The organism is Maritimibacter sp., assembly GCF_016774595.1.
Lineage (GTDB): Bacteria > Pseudomonadota > Alphaproteobacteria > Rhodobacterales > Rhodobacteraceae > Maritimibacter > Maritimibacter alkaliphilus.
The window spans coordinates 1,127,037-1,142,850 of record NZ_JACBWT010000001.1 but is presented as its reverse complement, the minus strand read 5'-3'; the positions used below and the strand labels follow the sequence as shown (position 1 = coordinate 1,142,850).

Below are 15,814 nucleotides of genomic sequence, written 5' to 3'. Positions count from 1 at the left end.
CTGATGCATCTCTTGGCCATCGCCCGGACGGGCCAACAGTCAAGGAATGAAACCATGAACGCACAAACGCTCGCCTATGCCGCGCCTCTTGCCCGGCTTCTCCTCTCCGCGATGTTCATCATCTCGGGTCTTCAGAAAATCACCGGATACGCCGGGACCGCAGGGTATATGGAGGCGATGGGCGTGGCCCCCGGCCTTCTGCCCATCGTGATCCTCGTCGAAGTCGTGGGCGGGATCGCGCTGCTCGTGGGCTTTCAGGCGCGTCTGGCGGCCTTTCTGCTCGCCGGGTTCTCGGTCGTGTCGGGGCTTCTGTTCCACCTGATCCCGTCCTTCGGGATGGAGGATGCGATGGCCGCGCAGGGTCAGGTGATCTCGTTCATGAAGAACGTGACCATCGCGGGCGGGATGCTGATGGTCGTGGCGTTCGGCCCGGGCCGCGTGTCGGTGTCGCGCAAAGAGGCTGGGCTCGTACCCGCCGAGTGATTTCGCCCGGACTTGCGTCCGGTCGACCTGAGTGGGGGAGGCGCAGCCTCCCCCACACCCCCTCCGAGGTATTTTCAGACCGAAGAAGAGGACGGGTAGTGCCAAAATGAAAGGCCCCGGCATAGTGCCGGGGCCTTGCGTCATTCATATCGGGCTCGTCAGACCGCCGCTTTGAACGCGTCCACGAGGTCCGTCTTTTCCCACGAAAAGCCCCCGTCGTCCTCGGCCGGACGGCCGAAGTGGCCGTAGGCCGCCGTGCGCTGGTAGATCGGGCGGTTCATGCCGAGATGTTCGCGGATGCCGCGCGGGGTCAGGTTCATCACCTTGGCCGCCGCCTTTTCGATCGCGGCTTCGTCCACCGTGCCCGTGCCATAGGTGTCGACGTAGATCGACAGCGGTTTGGCGACGCCGATGGCGTAGGACAGTTGCAGCGTGCATTTCTTGGCAAGGCCCGCCGCCACCACGTTCTTGGCGAGGTAGCGCGCGGCATAGGCCGCCGAGCGGTCCACCTTGGTCGGGTCTTTGCCCGAAAAGGCGCCGCCGCCGTGGGGGGCCGCACCGCCATAGGTGTCGACGATGATCTTGCGGCCCGTGAGGCCCGCGTCGCCGTCCGGCCCGCCGATGACGAACTTGCCGGTCGGGTTCACGTGCCATTCGGTCTCGTCCGTGATCCACTCGGCCGGCAGCACCTCTTCGATGTAAGGCGTGACGAGCGCGCGCACGTCGTCGGAGGTCATGGTGTCGTCGAGGTGCTGGGTCGACAGGACGAGCGAGGTCACCGCGACGGGCTGGCCGTTTTCATACCGCACCGAAAGCTGGCTTTTGGCATCCGGGCCAAGCTGGACCACGCCTTCGTTCTTGCGGGCATCGGCCAGACGCTTGAGGATCTTGTGGGCATAGAGGATCGGGGCGGGCATGAGCGCCGTCGTCTCGTCCGTCGCGTAGCCGAACATGATGCCCTGATCGCCCGCGCCCTCGTCCTTGTTGTCGGCTGCGTCGACGCCCTGGGCGATGTCGGCGGACTGGGCGTGAAGGTAGTTGTCGACCTTCATGTTGGCCCAGTGAAAGCCCTTCTGTTCATAGCCGATGTCCTTGACGCAATCGCGCGCGATCTCTTCCACGCGTTCGATCACGCTGGCGGGGCCGCGCACCTCGCCGCCGATGACGACGCGGTCGGTGGTCGCGAAGGTTTCGCAGGCCACGCGGGAATAGGGGTCTTCGGACAGGAAGGCGTCGAGAACCGCATCGGAAATCCGGTCGCAGACCTTATCCGGGTGGCCCTCGGAAACGGATTCCGAAGTGAATACGTAGTTGGATCGTGCCATGAAAAGTGCTCCGTTATGATATCCCCGCCACGTCAGGAAGCCGTTGTGGCGGTTGGGTCACCTTGCGTTACAGGGGTGCCGCAACCGGGTCAACGGATTTGCGCCGCGCGAAGGCCAGAAGCCCGGCGAACAGCGCCGAAAGCGCCACAATGAAGGGCAGATCGCCGATCCAGGCATAGACCGTGGGCGGCAGAGGTGCGGGAAGGGCCGCGTCGAGGAACCCGGCTTCGTTGAGCGGCAGCGCGGCGGTGACATTGCCCTTGGCGTCGATCATGGCGCTGATCCCGGTGTTGGCGGCACGTGCGAGCGGCAGGCCGAACTCGATGGCGCGGAACCGGGCGTGGACGAGGTGTTGCTGCGGGCCGGAAAAGGTGCCGAACCACGCATCGTTCGTCAATTGCAGGATCATGTCGGCGCGTCCCTTCGCGCCCCGGATGTCGCGCGGAAAGATCGCCTCGTAGCAGATCAGCGGCAGGGCCTTGCCCAGCGTGCCGGGAAGCTGGTGGATCACCGGGCCGTCGCCCTCTTCGAAGCCATAGCCGGATTGCTGGGCCAGACCCCGGATGCCGATCTTGGCGAGCTGGTTGCCGAAGGGGACGAATTCCCCGAACGGGACGAGGTGGTGCTTGTCGTAAATCCACGCAGGCTCGCCCGGCGCATCGTAGTAGACGATGGAATTGCGATAGGTCGATCCCTCGCGCCGCTGGATGCCCGCCACGAGGGGCGCGGGGGCGGCGGAGCGGAAGGCGCGTTCTTCAAGCAGCGGGGCTTGACCCTGAAGCGCGGGGATCGAGGTTTCGGGCCAGACCACCAGATCAGGCTCGCGCCCATCGGCGGGGGCCGAGGAGAGCGCCGTGGCGCGTTCGAAGAAGGTCATGACCCAGTCCGGCTCCCACTTCAGGTGCTGGGCCGCGTTGGGCTGGACGAGCCGCAGGACGTTTTCGGTCGTGGGGGGCAGGGGCCGCTGGTCGGCGAGAAAGCCGAAACCGGCAAGCGCCACGCCCGCCGCGACCACGCCGACCCTGAGCCAGCCGGAATAGATCGCGACATAGATGAGCGCCGCGAAGAAGAGTGTGACCCAGCCGAGCCCATAGGCGCCGATCCACGCCGCAATCTGCGCGACGGGCGTATCGATCCAGATCAGCCCCGGCCCGCCCCACGAAAAGCCCGTGAAGGCCCAGGCGCGCACGTATTCGGCGAGCCCCAGCGCGATGGGCAGTGCGACCCAGCGCAGGGCCGGGCGGACGAGCGCGGCAAGGGCCGAGGCCACGCCCCAGTACAGCGCCATGCCGCCAGCGAGCAGGATGACCGCGAAAGGTGCCATCCAGCCGTGTGCCTTGATGTCGACGAGGAAGGGATTGACCAGCCAACTCCACTGCACCGCGAAGAACCCGGTGCCGACCATCCAGCCGAGCACGCCCGCGCGCTTCCAGCTCGGGGCGTCCAGAACCAGACCCAGGCCCATCGCGAAGGCGACGATGCTGACGGTATAAAGGCCGAAAGGTTCGTGACCGACCGCGGCCATGCCGCCAAAGAAAAGGGCTGCGAACAGCCCCTTCCACTTCGCCGCGGCAAGCCGCTGCATCGCCTCGCGCATCTACGCCTTGCCTTCGCCCGGAAGCCTGACGCGCAGGCGCTTGATCCGCCGGGGTTCGGCATCGACCACTTCGAACTCGGCACCCGAGGGATGTTCGATCACCTCGCCGCGCGCGGGCACGCGGCCCGCCTCGAGAAAGACGAGACCGCCCAGAGTGTCGATCTCTTCCTCTTCCACGTCCTCGGTGACGAGCGACAGGCCCGACGCCTCTTCGAATTCTTCAAGCGGCGCGCGCGCCTCGACCAGCCACGACCCCGAAGGTTCCTGCATCCACAGGGCGCCCTCTTCCAGATCGTGTTCATCTTCGATCTCGCCGATGACCTGCTCCACGAGGTCTTCGAGCGTCACCAGACCGTCGACGCCGCCGTATTCGTCGATGACGAGCGCCATGTGCATCCGGTCCGTCTGCATCTTTTGCAACAGGACGCCGATGGGCATGGATGGCGGCGCATAGATCAGCGGGCGAACGAGGTCGCCCATATCGAAATCCGGGCTGTCGCCGTTGAAGCCGTGCTTGAGCGCGAAATCCTTGAGGTGGACCAGCCCGATGGGCGTGTCCAGCGTGCCCCGGAACACCGGCAGGCGCGTGTTACCGGATTCGCGGAATTTCTCGACCAGATCGGGGAGCGAGATATCCTCGGCGACCGCGACGACCTCGACCTTCGGGATCATCACGTCCTCCACGCGCATCCGGCGCAGGTTCAACATGCCAAGGGGAACGGCGCGGGCGCTGTCGCCACCGCCAGCCGGAGCATCATGTGCTTCGGCCTCATCCGTGTCCGAGGGGCTGAGCGCCCCGATGATACGTCCGAAGAATCCTTCGGACCGTGCGTTTTCCTCTTCCTCGCGCGCGCTCTGCGCCGCGCTAGAAGACCCGTCGGTGTCGCCCATCTGTCCTTTCCACTGGCCCGGAGATCACGTCTCCGTCCCTCCATATGGGTCGGCGAGACCCATCTTGCCAAGTATTTCCGTTTCCAGCCCTTCCATCAGGGCCGCATCTTTGTCGTCTATGTGGTCATAACCCAACAGATGAAGGGTTCCATGTACGACAAGATGGGTCACATAATCCACCATCGGTTTGCCGGCCTCGGCGGCTTCCCGCGCGCAGGTGTCATAGGCGATGGCGATATCGCCCAGTTCCATGTCCTCGGGCGGGTAGGGGTCGCCCCCCGGCTGATCCGCGCCGCGTTCCTCGGATGGCCATGACAGCACGTTGGTCGGCGTCGGCTTGTCCCGGAACTCGGTGTTGAGCGCGGCGATCCGGTGGTCGTCGCAGGCAAGCAGCGCAATCTCGGCACCCGCGATGCCCAGCCTTGCGAGTGTGGCCGCGCAGGCGGTTTCGGCCAGAGCTTCGAGCCCCAGCGCCACCCAGCGGTCGTCCTCATATACCACGTCCACGATCATGGGGTCGCTCTTACCCGGCTTCGGGCGTCACGGGAACGCTCATTGCGCCATCACGTCGTCTTGCCGCACCCCGGTCAGATCCTCGCTCACCGCCCAGAGCCGCGCCGCGATATCCTCGCGCTCGGCGTAGTCGGCGGTCGAGGCGACACCCACCGGGCCGACCAGCTCGCGAAAGCCCACCGGGCCATAGTTGCCGCCGCCGGTCACATCATCGGCTGTGGCGGCGTAGAGGATCGCTTCCGACGCCTTTTCCGGCACCTGCGAGATGAACGGGATGATGAAGGTGCCGACGATCCAGCCCATGATCGGGATGGTGGCGAGGCGGTCATAGACTCCCTGCGAGCGTGAGAAACCCGGGTGCGCGGCGACCGAGGTGATGCCCCAGCCCCGCGCCTCGCTGCGCCGCTGAAGCTCTTTCGCGAACATCAGGCAGGCGAGCTTGGTCTTGCCATAGGCCACCATCGGCTTGAACTTGCCCTTGGTCTGAAGGTCGTCGAAATCGAACTCGCCGTATTTGTGCGCCCCGGAGGACAGCGCGACGACCCGCGCGTTCGACCGTGACAAGAGCGGCAGCAACCCGACCACCATCGCGAAATGGGCAAGGTGGTTGACCCCGAACATCATCTCGAACCCGTCCTTCGTCTCGCTGCGCCCCAGTTCGGCCATGACGGCGGCGTTGCAGATCAGGATGTCGAGCTGGTCCAGCTCGGCCAGCGTCTTGGCCGTGAAGGCCTTGACCGAGGCCATGTCGGCAAGGTCCACCTGCCGAAAACTGAGCGTGGCTCCCGGCACCTCGGCGCGGATCTTGTCCAGCACCGCCTCGCCCCGTTCGACCGAGCGTCCGGCCATGATGACATGCGCCCCGGCACGGGCGAGACCCGCGACGATCGCGGTGCACAGCCCGCTCGTTCCCGTGACCATCGCCACCTGGCCGTCGAGCGACCCCATATCCTCAGGCGTCCATGCCATGCGTCACCTCGTGTTGTCGGGACGAGGCGTATCATCCATCGCGTCGGCTGTATACGCGGGCCTCAGGCGCTTTGTTTCTGGGGCCGGGCGATGCCCGCCTCGCGCAAAATATCTGCGACCAGATGCTCTCGCCGATAGGCCATGATGTGCACGCCCGAGACGCCCGCGATATCCTTCACCTGTTGGATCAGTTCGACACAGATCCTGCGACCCTCGTCCCCCGGTTTCTCGGCCTTTTCCAGCCGGTCGATCACGCTGTCGGGGATATGGATGCCCGGCACGTTCGAGCGCATCCAGCGCGCGGCCTTGGCCGAGGCGAGCGGGCCGACGCCGGCAAGGATGAACACCCGCTTGTCGAGGCCCATATCGCGCACCCGCTCCATGAACCGTTCGAAACGCGGAATGTCGAAGATGTAGTTGGTCTGGATGAAATCCGCCCCCGCCTCGACCTTTTTGGCGAGCCGGTCGGCGCGATAGTCCACCGGATCGACACAGGGGTTTTCGGCCGCCCCGATGAAAAGGCGCGGGGGTTTTGCGATCTCGCGCCCCGACAGGAACCGCCCCTCGTCGCGCATCGTCTTGATGAGCCGGATCAGGGAAACGCTGTCCAGATCGAACACCGGCTTCGCGCCCGGCTGGTCCCCGGCGCCCACATCGTCGCCCGTGAGGCACAGCACGTTGCGCACGCCCATCGCGGCAGCCCCCAGCACGTCGCCCTGAATGGCGATCCGGTTCCGGTCGCGACACGAAATCTGGTAGACCGAGCCATGCCCCGTGCGCGTGAGGAGCGAGCAGATGCCGATGGACGACATGTGGCAATTGGCCCCGGACGCATCCGTCGCGTTGATCGCATCCGTGACCTCGGCCAGCGGTTTGGCGGCGGCGAACACATCCTCGGGGTCGGCGCTGTCGGGCGGGTTCAGTTCCGAGGTGACGGCGAATTCGCCCGCCCTCAGGGTGCGCTCGAGCACGGACCCGGCCTTGTGCCCCTCCGGGATCGGCTCATAGGGTCGGATCGCGTTGGGGTCGGAGTAGAACATGCTCATCGCGCGGCCCCTTCCTTGCGGGTCTCTTCGGTCAGCGGGGCGGATGTCGGTGCACTGGCGCGGGCCTCGGGGTAGGTGCGCGCCAGTGCGGTGCGGTTCGCCTCGGTCGCTTCGGTCAATTGCTGCACGCGTTCCCGGCTGGCGCGCAGCCAAGCGGAGCTCCCCTCCAGCCGCCGATCCACGGGGGGCAGTACGACCCCGATCTTGTCGCCGTGCTTCATCCGCGAGGCGCCATCCCATGCCTCGACCCAGACGCAACGCATGTCGGGCTTCACCTCGCAGAACCCGCCCGGACGCACCCCGCCGCAGGGGCCGTTGCGCAACTGCTTGGGGCAGTTCATCGGACAGGACATTCCGGTCGAGGACAGCACGCATTGCCCGCACATCTTGCAGTCGAACAAAAGCCCCTTGGTCACGCGCTCGACGGCGGCGACGGGGCGTTCGAGCCGCGCATATCCGAGCTTGGACAAGAGCGGGTCCAGCGAGACGAGAAGGCTTTCGAGCCTTTGGTAAACCCATTCGAACTGGCGTGAGCGGCGGACTGCGAAGCGGCGCAACGCGTACATGGCGACCTCCCTCTGGCTGCCCCCACGATAACGCAAACTTCGGAAAATCCAGAACAATTCGTCGGGATTTCGTTTCCTCCAAAGAAAAAGCGCGGGCGTTTTCGGCCCGCGCTTTCCTTAACGTGGTCCGTATCAGCCCTTGGCCGGGTCGGCCGCGTCGTAGGCTTCGATGATCTTGGCGACAAGGTGGTGGCGCACTACGTCCTTCGCCGTGAAGTAGTTGAACGCGATGTCGTCGATGCCCTTCAGAAGCGTTTCGGCATCGTGCAGGCCCGAGTTCACGCCGCGCGGCAGATCCACCTGGCTGCGGTCGCCGGTGATGACCATGCGCGAGCCTTCGCCAAGCCGGGTCAGGAACATCTTCATCTGCATCGTCGTGGCGTTCTGCGCCTCATCCAGCACGACGAAGGCGTTCGACAGCGTGCGCCCCCGCATGAAGGCCAGCGGCGCGATTTCGATACGCTTCTCGGCGATCAGCTTTTCGACCTGCTTGCCCGGAAGGAAGTCGTTCAGCGCGTCGTAAAGCGGCTGCATGTAAGGATCGACCTTTTCCTTCATGTCGCCGGGCAGGAAGCCCAGACGCTCGCCCGCTTCGACGGCGGGGCGCGACAGGATGATCTTGTCGACATGGCCCGAGATGAACAGGTTCACCCCCACGGCGACGGCGAGATAGGTCTTGCCGGTGCCCGCAGGTCCGATGCCGAAGGCCAGTTCGCGTTTGAACAGGTTCTTCACATAGGCCTTCTGCGCGTCCGTGCGCGGTTCGACCAGCTTCTTGCGGGTCTTGATCTCGACCCGGCCGCCCTTGAACATCTCAAGCTGCGCATCCGGGCCGGGACCGTCTTCGTGGTGGCCCATGCGGATCTCGCCGTCGATGTCTCCGGCCTCGATCTGCTTGCCCTGTTCGAGCCGCTGATAAAGCGCCTGCAAGACCGCTGCCGCCTGCCCACGCGCCTCTCCGTCACCGACGACGGCAAGCTGGTTGCCACGGCGCAGGATATGCACGTTCATCTGGTGTTCGATCTGGGCGAGGTTTCGGTCGAATTCCCCGCACAAGTCGATGAGCAATCGGTTGTCGGGAAACTCCAGCAGGGTTTCGTGAATGTCTTCGGGTTTCGGCGGGTTTAACGCATCTAGTCCCAAGTATGTCTCCGTATCACGGGTGCCTGTACTAATGATGGTGCCTCCGACCCCTCGCACACGCAAGCATTAGTGCGCGAAATTTACGCAACTGATACAAAAAGGGCGCTTTCGGGTCGGCTTCGGATTAAGCGGTGTGCACAAATGAAAGCCCCGACGGGCGCGAATGGTTCCCGTGCCCTGTGATGTTATCCATCCGAGACTGAACGAGTCGTTGTCGGGGCGTGCGGCAAAGGAAAAGGCCCGGCGCTTGGCCGGGCCTCGTCGATGTCTTCGGTGGTGCCGGATCAGCGCGGCAGGTAATCCGGAAGGTCCGGCGACACGCGCCATTCGCCGATGACGGCACCGCGCGGCAGTTCGTTGGAGCAGCGCGGCAGGCCCGATTTCGGGTCCGAGCGGTCGCCGCCGTAGCCTTCGAGGCCATCGTCGGTGATCCACGCTTCGCAGCCGTCGGGCAGAACCGCGACAGCGGCGATGCCGTCACGCGGGCCGGGGGAGTCGCCGATGGTGCGGTCGACGTTGGTCGCGATCAGCTTTGGCGCGCCGCCATCATAGGCGGTGGCCGAACAGCCTGCCACGACGACAGGCGCGAGCAGCGCAATAAGTGCGGTCTTCATTTTCATGGGTTCGGGTACCTGTAGCAGACGATTTCCACGCGGCGGTTCTTTTGCATGTTGGCCGCAGAGTTGTTGGGCGCGATCGGACGGCGCTCGCCGAAGCCGACGACACGGTCCACGACCGCCCCCGACTGGCGCGCGACACCGGCCACGGTGTTGGCGCGGTTCTGCGACAGGCGCATGTTGTATTCGTCCGACGCGCGGCTGTCGGTATGCCCGTAGACGGCATAGGCGAAGGCGCCGGCGCTTGCGAAGAACTGGCGCAGCCACTGCTGGCCCTGCGCGGTCAGCTGGTAGCTGTCGGTCTTGAACAGGACATCCGTGTTCTGAACGGCACAGGTGTTCTTTTCCAGACACATATGGCGCCCGGTCTTGGGATCGCGGCGCGACACCATATACCCTTCGACGCCACCGTCCGCCCACCAGTGCATACATCCATCCGGGTCTACCCAAAGCCCCCAGTTGATCTTGCCGGTGACTGTCACTTGCGATTGCGCTGCGGCTGGGGTCGTGACCCCCGCAGCAGCGGAGAGCCCCAGAACGGCTGCGGCAGCCAGCGTTCTGAGACTGGAAATAACCCGGTACTTCACTCCTGATCCCCCAAAAAATGGCCGTGTGGCGACGGCGCGATATCTATTGGAGGAAGGTTAAACCGATGAAAGTCTTTATGTAAATGCTGGGCAGATTGAATTTGTCCAAGCTGTGTGGACATTCTGTATCATATATGTGGATTGCTAGTGATTGCTGGGAAAATCCACACAATTCCTAGTGTTAGTGAGTGGGCCCTACACCAAGGCGCCGGCCAGGGAATTGGGCCCAGCCTCGGTGATTCTCACCCGTCTGAGGTCGCCGGGGGCGATTCCCTCGGCTTTCACGTGAACGGCGTGAAGGTAGTCGGATTTCCCGGCCATCTGGCCCTCCATCCGGCCCGGTTTTTCAAACAGAACGCCGATTTCGCGGCCCACCATGCCGTCCATCACGCCGCGCGCCTGTTCGTTGATGAGGGCTTGCAGGCGGTGCAGTCGGTCCGACGCCTCGGCCTCGTCCACCAGCGGGCGTTCGGCGGCGGGCGTGCCGGGGCGCGAGGAATACTTGAAGCTGAAGGCCTGCCCATAATTCACGGCACGGATCAGGTCGAGCGTGTCCTCGAAATCGCGATCGGTTTCTTCCGGAAAGCCGACGATGAAATCGCCCGAGATCAGGATGTCGGGGCGGGCCGCCCGGATGCGTTCGATCAACCGCAGGTATTCTTCGGCGGTGTGCTTGCGGTTCATCCGTTTGAGGATGCGGTCCGACCCCGATTGCACCGGCAGATGCAGGTAGGGCATCAGTTTCGCGCATTCGCCATGCGCCGCGATCAGGTCGTCGGACATATCGTTGGGGTGCGAGGTGGTGAAGCGGATACGCTCCAGCCCGTCGATGTCGTTCAGCGCCCAGATGAGCCGCGCGAGCGACCAGTCGCCGCCGTCGCCCGCCCCGTGATAGGCGTTCACATTCTGGCCCAGCAAAGTGATCTCGCGCACCCCGCGTTCGACCAGTTCGCGTGCCTCGCGCAGAATGCGCTCCGGCGGGCGGCTGACCTCGGCACCGCGCGTATAGGGCACGACGCAGAAGGCGCAGAACTTGTCGCAGCCTTCCTGCACGGTCAGGAACGCGGTCGGCGCACGCTTGGCGGCGGGCCGGTTCTTCAGCACCTCGAACTTGTCCTCGAGCGGGAAGTCGGTATCGAGCGCCTTTTCGCCGCGGCCGACCTTTTCGACCATCTCGGGCAGGCGGTGATAGGTCTGGGGGCCGACGACAAGATCGACCATCGGCTGACGCCGCATGATCTCTTCCCCTTCGGCCTGGGCCACGCAGCCTGCGACGCCGATCTTCAGATCCGGTTTCGCATCCTTCAGATCCTTGAACCGCCCCAGCTCGGAATAGACCTTTTCGGCGGCCTTTTCGCGGATGTGGCAGGTGTTCAGAAGGATCATGTCGGCCTCGTCCGGCGAACCGACTTCGACATAGCCCTGACCGCCCATGGCCTCGGCCATGCGCTCGCTGTCGTAGACGTTCATCTGACAGCCGTAGGTGCGGATGAACAGTTTCTTCGGGTCCGTGCTCTGATCGGTCATGTCGCGCGTTCTCCGGGGCCTTCGATCAAGGCGGCGTCGTAACGCGTTTGCCCTATCGCCGCAACGGTTGCATTGGCGCGGGCGTTCAGGGAAAGTTTACCCAGACCCCGCCACAAGGGGCATTTGGGGCAGAGAATGCGTTACACATCGCTCGCACAGTTCATCGACCGGGGCAAAGCGGCCTTTGCGAAGGGGCCGGTGGCGCTGATCTTCGTCGAGGATCTGGTCGAGGTCGAAAGCACGATCCGCTACCACCAGTTGACCGGGTTTCGCGGGATCGTTCTGTTCGCGCCAAGGGAACTGGACCTGACCCATTCGCTCGAACAGGAAATTCACCGGGTGGATTATCCGGTGCTGCATGTCGGCGACGTTCAGAAGGCGGTGAATGCCGTCATCGACATCGCCGAGGGCACTTGGCTTTATTACTGCTACAACGCCGAATACCTGTTCTTTCCGTTCTGCGAGACGCGCAACGTCAACGAACTTCTGGTGTTTCACACCGAAGAACGGCGCAGCGCGATGCTGGCCTATGTGGTCGACCTCTATGCCGGTGATCTCAAACGCTATCCCGATGCGGTTTCGCTCGACCATGCCTGGCTCGACAAGTCGGGTTACTACGCACTCGGGCGACCGGACCCCGAGAACAACAATTACCCCAAGGAGCGGCAGCTCGATTTCTTCGGCGGCCTGCGCTGGCGGTTCGAGGAACACGTGCCCAAGGACCGGCGCAAGATCGACCGGATCGCATTGTTCAAGGCCCGTCCCGACCTCGTTCTGCGCGCGGACCACACGTTCAACGACGAGGAATACAACACCTACGCCTGTCCGTGGCACAACAACCTGACGGCGGCGATCGTGAGCTTTCGGACCGCCAAGGCGCTGAAGTCCAACGCGGGGTCCACCTTCGACATTCCGACCTTCAAATGGCACAACTCGGTGCCGTTCGACTGGACGTCGCAGCAGCTTCTGGACCTCGGGCTGATGGAGCCGGGGCAGTGGTTCTGACTGGTTGAGCCCCGTGGTGAGCGCGGCGCGGCGAAGCAGAGGCCCCGGGTTTACATCAAATCACATGCGCCTATGTTTAGGGGGAACCCCGCAAGCACCCGCGCGTTCACGCGTGGCCTTGCCGAACTCACTCCCGACCAAACGAGGCACTTATGACCGAAGTCAAATCGGGCGACACCGTCCGTATTCACTACACCGGCACGCTGAACGACGGCACCGTCTTCGACAGTTCCGACGGGCGCGATCCGCTCGAATTCACCGTGGGCTCGGGCCAGATCATCCCCGGACTGGACAAGGCGATCCCCGGCATGACGCCCGGCGACAAGAAAACCGTTCCGGTCCCGGCGGACGAGGCCTATGGCCCGCATCATCCCGAAGGTGTGACCGAGATTCCGCGCGGCGACATTCCCGCCGACATTCCGCTGGAAACCGGCATCATGCTTCAGATGTCCACGCCGGACGGGCGTCAGATCCCGGTCACCGTGACCGACGTGACCGAGGAAAAGGTCACGATCGACGCCAACCACCAGCTTGCGGGCAAAGACCTGACGTTCAACATCGAACTGGTCGAAATCGCCTGATCCGACCCGACCGGGGGTCTCCGCCGACGGCGATGCCAAGGCGGAACACCCCCCGGCGGCCCGGCGTTTTCCCTTCGACAGACTAGGAAGGAGGACGCCATGACCGCTGTAATGGCCAAAGCCGCCACGATGATCGCCGCGCCTCCGCTCGTATGCTACGAGGCGTTCGCGACCCCCGACCGGATGACGGAATTCTGGTTCCCCAGGGTGTCCGGCCCGATCGAGAAGGGCGTGACCCTGACGTGGTACGTGGGCACGGCGCCCGATGCCCATCCCATCACCGTCGAGGTGGTCGAGGCGATGCCGGGAGAACGCATCGACATCCGCTGGGGCGACGGAACGCAGATGACCGACGTGTCGTGGACCTTCATCGAGAAGGGCCCGATGACCGAGGTGAAAGTCACCGAAACCGGGTTCGAGGGCGACGAGGCCGCGCAGGCGGCGCAAGCCATCGATTCAACGGGCGGTTTCAGTCAGGTGCTCATCGCCGCCAAGGCGCTGATCGAGCACGACGTATCCATCAATGTGGTCGAAGATCGCGCGGCCGGCTGATCAGCGTTTGGCGCGCAGCCGGATCACTACGTCGACTTTCGACACTTCGGCCCCGTCCGGCGCCGCCGGGAGGGCCGCGATTTCAAGATCTTCCTCGGGCGCATCCATCAGCTCACCCGAATCTTCCCAGAAGAAATGCGGGTGGTTCGTGGTGTTGGTGTCGAAATAGCCCTTGGTGCCGTTCACGAGGATTTCGCGCAGAAGCCCGACCTCGGAGAACGACCGAAGCGTGTTGTAGACCGTCGCAAGCGATACCTTTTCACCAGCCTCGCGCGTCGCGTCGAACAGGCTTTCGGCGGTGACATGCCGATGCTCGCCGTCGCCGACCAGCAGCGCCGCGATGGCCACGCGCTGCCGCGTCGGGCGCAGCCCGGCGCTTTCGAGCCACTTGCGGCCCATATCCTGTGACTGGCTGTGGGTCATCTTCACCCTCTGACTTCGTCTGGCGGTATATATAGTCAACAATACCTGTGCATTTCAATCGGATTCCCCGCACCCACCGTGAAGGCGGGGCAGGACCCACCGTGAAGGCAGGGCAGGAGCGCCGCACTTGCCACTCACTTCGCGCGGGTGATAGACGGGCCGAAGCAAACCGATGTACCGTTCATAACACGTAGCCAGGGGGCCTGATGGCAGAGTATCCAACGAGTTTCGACAAGGACGACCTGCTGAAGTGCGCCCGCGGCGAGCTTTTCGGCGAAGGAAACGCGCAGCTTCCCGCGCCGCCGATGCTGATGATGGACCGGATCACCGATATTTCGGGTGACGGCGGCAAGCACGGCAAGGGCCACGTGGTCGCGGAATTCGATATCGTGCCGGATCTTTGGTTCTTCGACTGCCATTTCCCCGGCAACCCGATCATGCCTGGTTGTCTCGGCCTCGACGGTCTGTGGCAGCTCACCGGTTTCAACCTCGGCTGGCGCGGCTGGCAGGGGCGCGGCTATGCGCTGGGTGTGGGTGAGGTGAAGCTCACCGGCATGGTCCGGCCCGACCGCAAGAAACTGACGTATTACGTGGACTTCACGAAAGCCGTGCAGACCCGTCGCCTCACGATGGGTGTCGCCGACGGGATCGTCGAAGCGGACGGCGAAGTCATCTATCAGGTCAAGGACATGAAGGTCGCGCTTTCGGAAAGCTGACCGAAACCATTCGGGGACGGGCGCACCAGATAAGGAGCCAGAAATGCAACGTGTCGTCGTGACAGGTCTTGGGGTCGTGTCCCCCATCGGTCTGAACACCGAAGAGGTCACGCAGTCGCTGAAGGCTGGCCGCTCAGGCATCACCGCCAATGCGGACATGGCCGAATACGGCTTTCGCAGCCAGATCGCGGGGGCGGTGGATATCGACCTCAAGGAAAACGTGGACAAACGCGCACTTCGGTTCATGGGGCCGGGCGCGGCCTATGCCTATCTCGCGATGGGGCAGGCGATTGCCGATGCCGGGCTGGACGACTCCGACGTGGTCAACGAACGCACGGGGCTGATCGCTGGCTCTGGCGGCCCGTCGACCAGTTCGATGTTTCAGGCCCACCAGACGGTTCTGAAATCCGGTTCGCCCAAGCGCATCGGCCCGCTCGCCGTGCCGAAATGCATGTCCTCGACGATCAGCGCGAACCTCGCCACGCAATACAAGATCAAGGGCATCAACTACTCGATCACCTCGGCCTGTTCCACGTCGCTTCACTGTATAGGCAGCGCCGCCGAGCAGATCATGATGGGCAAGCAGGACGTGATGTTCGCGGGCGGGGCTGAAGAGCTCGACTGGACCCTGTCCTGCCTCTTCGATGCGATGGGCGCGATGTCGTCCAAGTTCAACGACACGCCCGACAAGGCCTCGCGCGCTTTCGACAAGGACCGCGACGGGTTCGTGATTGCGGGCGGCGGCGGGATCGTCGTGCTCGAAAGCCTCGACCACGCGCTGGCGCGCGGTGCCAAGATCTATGGCGAAGTGACGGGATTCGCCGCCACTTCGGACGGGCACGACATGGTCGCCCCGTCGGGCGAGGGCGGCGAACGGGCCATGCGGTTGGCGCTGTCCACGCTGCCCGAAGGTCGGAAAGTGGGCTATATCAACGCTCACGGCACCTCGACCCCGGTCGGCGATGTCGGAGAAGTGGAAGCGGTGCGCCGCGTCTTCGGCGAAGGCTCCACCCCGCTCATCAGTTCCACCAAGTCGATGACCGGCCACGCGCAAGGCGCGGCGGGTGCGATGGAGGCGATCTTCTCGATCCTCATGCTGGATCAGGATTTCATCACCCCCTCGATCAACGTCGAAACGCTCGACCCGGCGATCCACGAGGGCGAGATCGCGACGACACTGGTCGAAAACGCGGGGCTCGACACCGTGATGACCAACAGCTTCGGCTTCGGCGGGACCAACGGGTCGATGCTGATCAGCAAGTATAACGGATAG

18 protein-coding genes and 1 riboswitch are annotated in these 15,814 nt (G+C 64.1%); of the genes, 6 read left to right on the top strand and 12 right to left on the bottom strand.

What is annotated here, in order from left to right; all coding sequences use genetic code 11:
* Window positions 1–54: 54 nt before the first annotated feature.
* Complete coding sequence (locus HOY44_RS05760; RefSeq protein ID WP_287433570.1) at window positions 55–483, top strand: DoxX family protein; 429 nt, start codon at window positions 55–57, stop codon at window positions 481–483.
* Window positions 484–641: 158 nt separating this feature from the next.
* Here the strand turns inward: HOY44_RS05760 and metK are convergent, their stop codons facing one another.
* The 11 genes from metK to miaB form a co-directional block, all read right to left on the bottom strand.
* Complete coding sequence (gene metK, locus HOY44_RS05755) at window positions 642–1,808, bottom strand: methionine adenosyltransferase (protein ID WP_287433568.1); 1,167 nt, start codon at window positions 1,806–1,808, stop codon at window positions 642–644.
* A gap of 6 nt (window positions 1,809–1,814) precedes the next feature.
* Window positions 1,815–1,863: riboswitch (SAM-SAH riboswitch) on the bottom strand.
* Window positions 1,864–1,875: 12 nt separating this feature from the next.
* Window positions 1,876–3,405 (bottom strand): apolipoprotein N-acyltransferase, encoded by a 1,530-nt coding sequence (gene lnt / locus HOY44_RS05750; protein WP_287433567.1) that lies wholly within the window; start codon window positions 3,403–3,405, stop codon window positions 1,876–1,878.
* Complete coding sequence (locus tag HOY44_RS05745; RefSeq protein ID WP_138421735.1) at window positions 3,406–4,296, bottom strand: hemolysin family protein; 891 nt, start codon at window positions 4,294–4,296, stop codon at window positions 3,406–3,408.
* A 24-nt stretch (window positions 4,297–4,320) separates the two neighbouring features.
* On the bottom strand, window positions 4,321–4,809 hold the full coding sequence (gene ybeY, locus HOY44_RS05740) for an rRNA maturation RNase YbeY (protein WP_287433565.1): 489 nt from the start codon (window positions 4,807–4,809) through the stop codon (window positions 4,321–4,323).
* Between the two features lie 39 nt (window positions 4,810–4,848).
* A complete protein-coding gene (locus HOY44_RS05735; protein ID WP_287433563.1) occupies window positions 4,849–5,778 on the bottom strand; it encodes an SDR family NAD(P)-dependent oxidoreductase in 930 nt (309 codons plus the stop codon).
* 62 nt (window positions 5,779–5,840) lie between these two features.
* Entirely contained in the window at window positions 5,841–6,824 is a 984-nt protein-coding gene (locus HOY44_RS05730; RefSeq protein WP_138421732.1) for a methylenetetrahydrofolate reductase, read from the bottom strand.
* The gene (locus HOY44_RS05725; protein WP_008334252.1) at window positions 6,821–7,390 is read right to left on the bottom strand and encodes a methylenetetrahydrofolate reductase C-terminal domain-containing protein; all 570 of its coding nucleotides are present in this window, start codon (window positions 7,388–7,390) and stop codon (window positions 6,821–6,823) included. Before HOY44_RS05725 ends, HOY44_RS05730 begins: the two co-directional genes overlap by 4 nt.
* 132 nt (window positions 7,391–7,522) lie before the next feature.
* Window positions 7,523–8,533, bottom strand: coding sequence for a PhoH family protein (locus HOY44_RS05720; RefSeq protein ID WP_040885179.1), 1,011 nt, complete (start codon window positions 8,531–8,533; stop codon window positions 7,523–7,525).
* 284 nt (window positions 8,534–8,817) lie between these two features.
* Window positions 8,818–9,153: a hypothetical protein gene (locus HOY44_RS05715; protein WP_008334249.1), complete on the bottom strand. Its 336-nt coding sequence runs from the start codon at window positions 9,151–9,153 to the stop codon at window positions 8,818–8,820.
* Window positions 9,150–9,737: an OmpA family protein gene (locus HOY44_RS05710; RefSeq protein ID WP_050771986.1), complete on the bottom strand. Its 588-nt coding sequence runs from the start codon at window positions 9,735–9,737 to the stop codon at window positions 9,150–9,152. Before HOY44_RS05710 ends, HOY44_RS05715 begins: the two co-directional genes overlap by 4 nt.
* Window positions 9,738–9,932: 195 nt before the next feature.
* Window positions 9,933–11,264: a tRNA (N6-isopentenyl adenosine(37)-C2)-methylthiotransferase MiaB gene (miaB, locus tag HOY44_RS05705; RefSeq protein WP_287433561.1), complete on the bottom strand. Its 1,332-nt coding sequence runs from the start codon at window positions 11,262–11,264 to the stop codon at window positions 9,933–9,935.
* Window positions 11,265–11,399: 135 nt separating this feature from the next.
* Between miaB and HOY44_RS05700 the strand changes: the two genes are divergently transcribed.
* From HOY44_RS05700 to HOY44_RS05690, 3 genes are all read left to right on the top strand, one after another.
* The gene (locus HOY44_RS05700) at window positions 11,400–12,269 is read left to right on the top strand and encodes a hypothetical protein (protein ID WP_008334243.1); all 870 of its coding nucleotides are present in this window, start codon (window positions 11,400–11,402) and stop codon (window positions 12,267–12,269) included.
* A gap of 152 nt (window positions 12,270–12,421) precedes the next feature.
* The gene (locus HOY44_RS05695) at window positions 12,422–12,850 is read left to right on the top strand and encodes an FKBP-type peptidyl-prolyl cis-trans isomerase (RefSeq protein ID WP_008334242.1); all 429 of its coding nucleotides are present in this window, start codon (window positions 12,422–12,424) and stop codon (window positions 12,848–12,850) included.
* Between the two features lie 99 nt (window positions 12,851–12,949).
* A complete protein-coding gene (locus HOY44_RS05690; RefSeq protein WP_040885177.1) occupies window positions 12,950–13,402 on the top strand; it encodes an SRPBCC family protein in 453 nt (150 codons plus the stop codon).
* On the opposite strand, the gene irrA is transcribed toward HOY44_RS05690, so the two are convergent.
* Window positions 13,403–13,825, bottom strand: coding sequence for an iron response transcriptional regulator IrrA (irrA, locus tag HOY44_RS05685; RefSeq protein WP_008334240.1), 423 nt, complete (start codon window positions 13,823–13,825; stop codon window positions 13,403–13,405).
* 206 nt (window positions 13,826–14,031) lie between these two features.
* Here irrA and fabA point away from each other — a divergent pair, with 206 nt between their 5' ends.
* The gene (fabA, locus tag HOY44_RS05680; protein ID WP_008334239.1) at window positions 14,032–14,541 is read left to right on the top strand and encodes a bifunctional 3-hydroxydecanoyl-ACP dehydratase/trans-2-decenoyl-ACP isomerase; all 510 of its coding nucleotides are present in this window, start codon (window positions 14,032–14,034) and stop codon (window positions 14,539–14,541) included.
* 43 nt (window positions 14,542–14,584) lie between these two features.
* Window positions 14,585–15,814, top strand: coding sequence for a beta-ketoacyl-ACP synthase II (locus HOY44_RS05675; RefSeq protein WP_138421728.1), 1,230 nt, complete (start codon window positions 14,585–14,587; stop codon window positions 15,812–15,814).

What these genes read in the sequence shown, in the direction of transcription:
- HOY44_RS05730 (WP_138421732.1), bottom strand. Translation starts at nt 6,824, where the DNA reads ATGAGCATGTTCTACTCCGACCCCAACGCGATCCGACCCTATGAGCCG.
- HOY44_RS05760 (WP_287433570.1), top strand. Translation starts at nt 55, where the DNA reads ATGAACGCACAAACGCTCGCCTATGCCGCGCCTCTTGCCCGGCTTCTC.
- HOY44_RS05725 (WP_008334252.1), bottom strand. Translation starts at nt 7,390, where the DNA reads ATGTACGCGTTGCGCCGCTTCGCAGTCCGCCGCTCACGCCAGTTCGAA.
- HOY44_RS05690 (WP_040885177.1), top strand. Translation starts at nt 12,950, where the DNA reads ATGACCGCTGTAATGGCCAAAGCCGCCACGATGATCGCCGCGCCTCCG.
- HOY44_RS05700 (WP_008334243.1), top strand. Translation starts at nt 11,400, where the DNA reads ATGCGTTACACATCGCTCGCACAGTTCATCGACCGGGGCAAAGCGGCC.
- HOY44_RS05675 (WP_138421728.1), top strand. Translation starts at nt 14,585, where the DNA reads ATGCAACGTGTCGTCGTGACAGGTCTTGGGGTCGTGTCCCCCATCGGT.
- HOY44_RS05715 (WP_008334249.1), bottom strand. Translation starts at nt 9,153, where the DNA reads ATGAAAATGAAGACCGCACTTATTGCGCTGCTCGCGCCTGTCGTCGTG.
- irrA (WP_008334240.1), bottom strand. Translation starts at nt 13,825, where the DNA reads ATGACCCACAGCCAGTCACAGGATATGGGCCGCAAGTGGCTCGAAAGC.
- HOY44_RS05745 (WP_138421735.1), bottom strand. Translation starts at nt 4,296, where the DNA reads ATGGGCGACACCGACGGGTCTTCTAGCGCGGCGCAGAGCGCGCGCGAG.
- miaB (WP_287433561.1), bottom strand. Translation starts at nt 11,264, where the DNA reads ATGACCGATCAGAGCACGGACCCGAAGAAACTGTTCATCCGCACCTAC.
- lnt (WP_287433567.1), bottom strand. Translation starts at nt 3,405, where the DNA reads ATGCGCGAGGCGATGCAGCGGCTTGCCGCGGCGAAGTGGAAGGGGCTG.
- ybeY (WP_287433565.1), bottom strand. Translation starts at nt 4,809, where the DNA reads ATGATCGTGGACGTGGTATATGAGGACGACCGCTGGGTGGCGCTGGGG.
- fabA (WP_008334239.1), top strand. Translation starts at nt 14,032, where the DNA reads ATGGCAGAGTATCCAACGAGTTTCGACAAGGACGACCTGCTGAAGTGC.
- HOY44_RS05735 (WP_287433563.1), bottom strand. Translation starts at nt 5,778, where the DNA reads ATGGCATGGACGCCTGAGGATATGGGGTCGCTCGACGGCCAGGTGGCG.
- HOY44_RS05695 (WP_008334242.1), top strand. Translation starts at nt 12,422, where the DNA reads ATGACCGAAGTCAAATCGGGCGACACCGTCCGTATTCACTACACCGGC.
- metK (WP_287433568.1), bottom strand. Translation starts at nt 1,808, where the DNA reads ATGGCACGATCCAACTACGTATTCACTTCGGAATCCGTTTCCGAGGGC.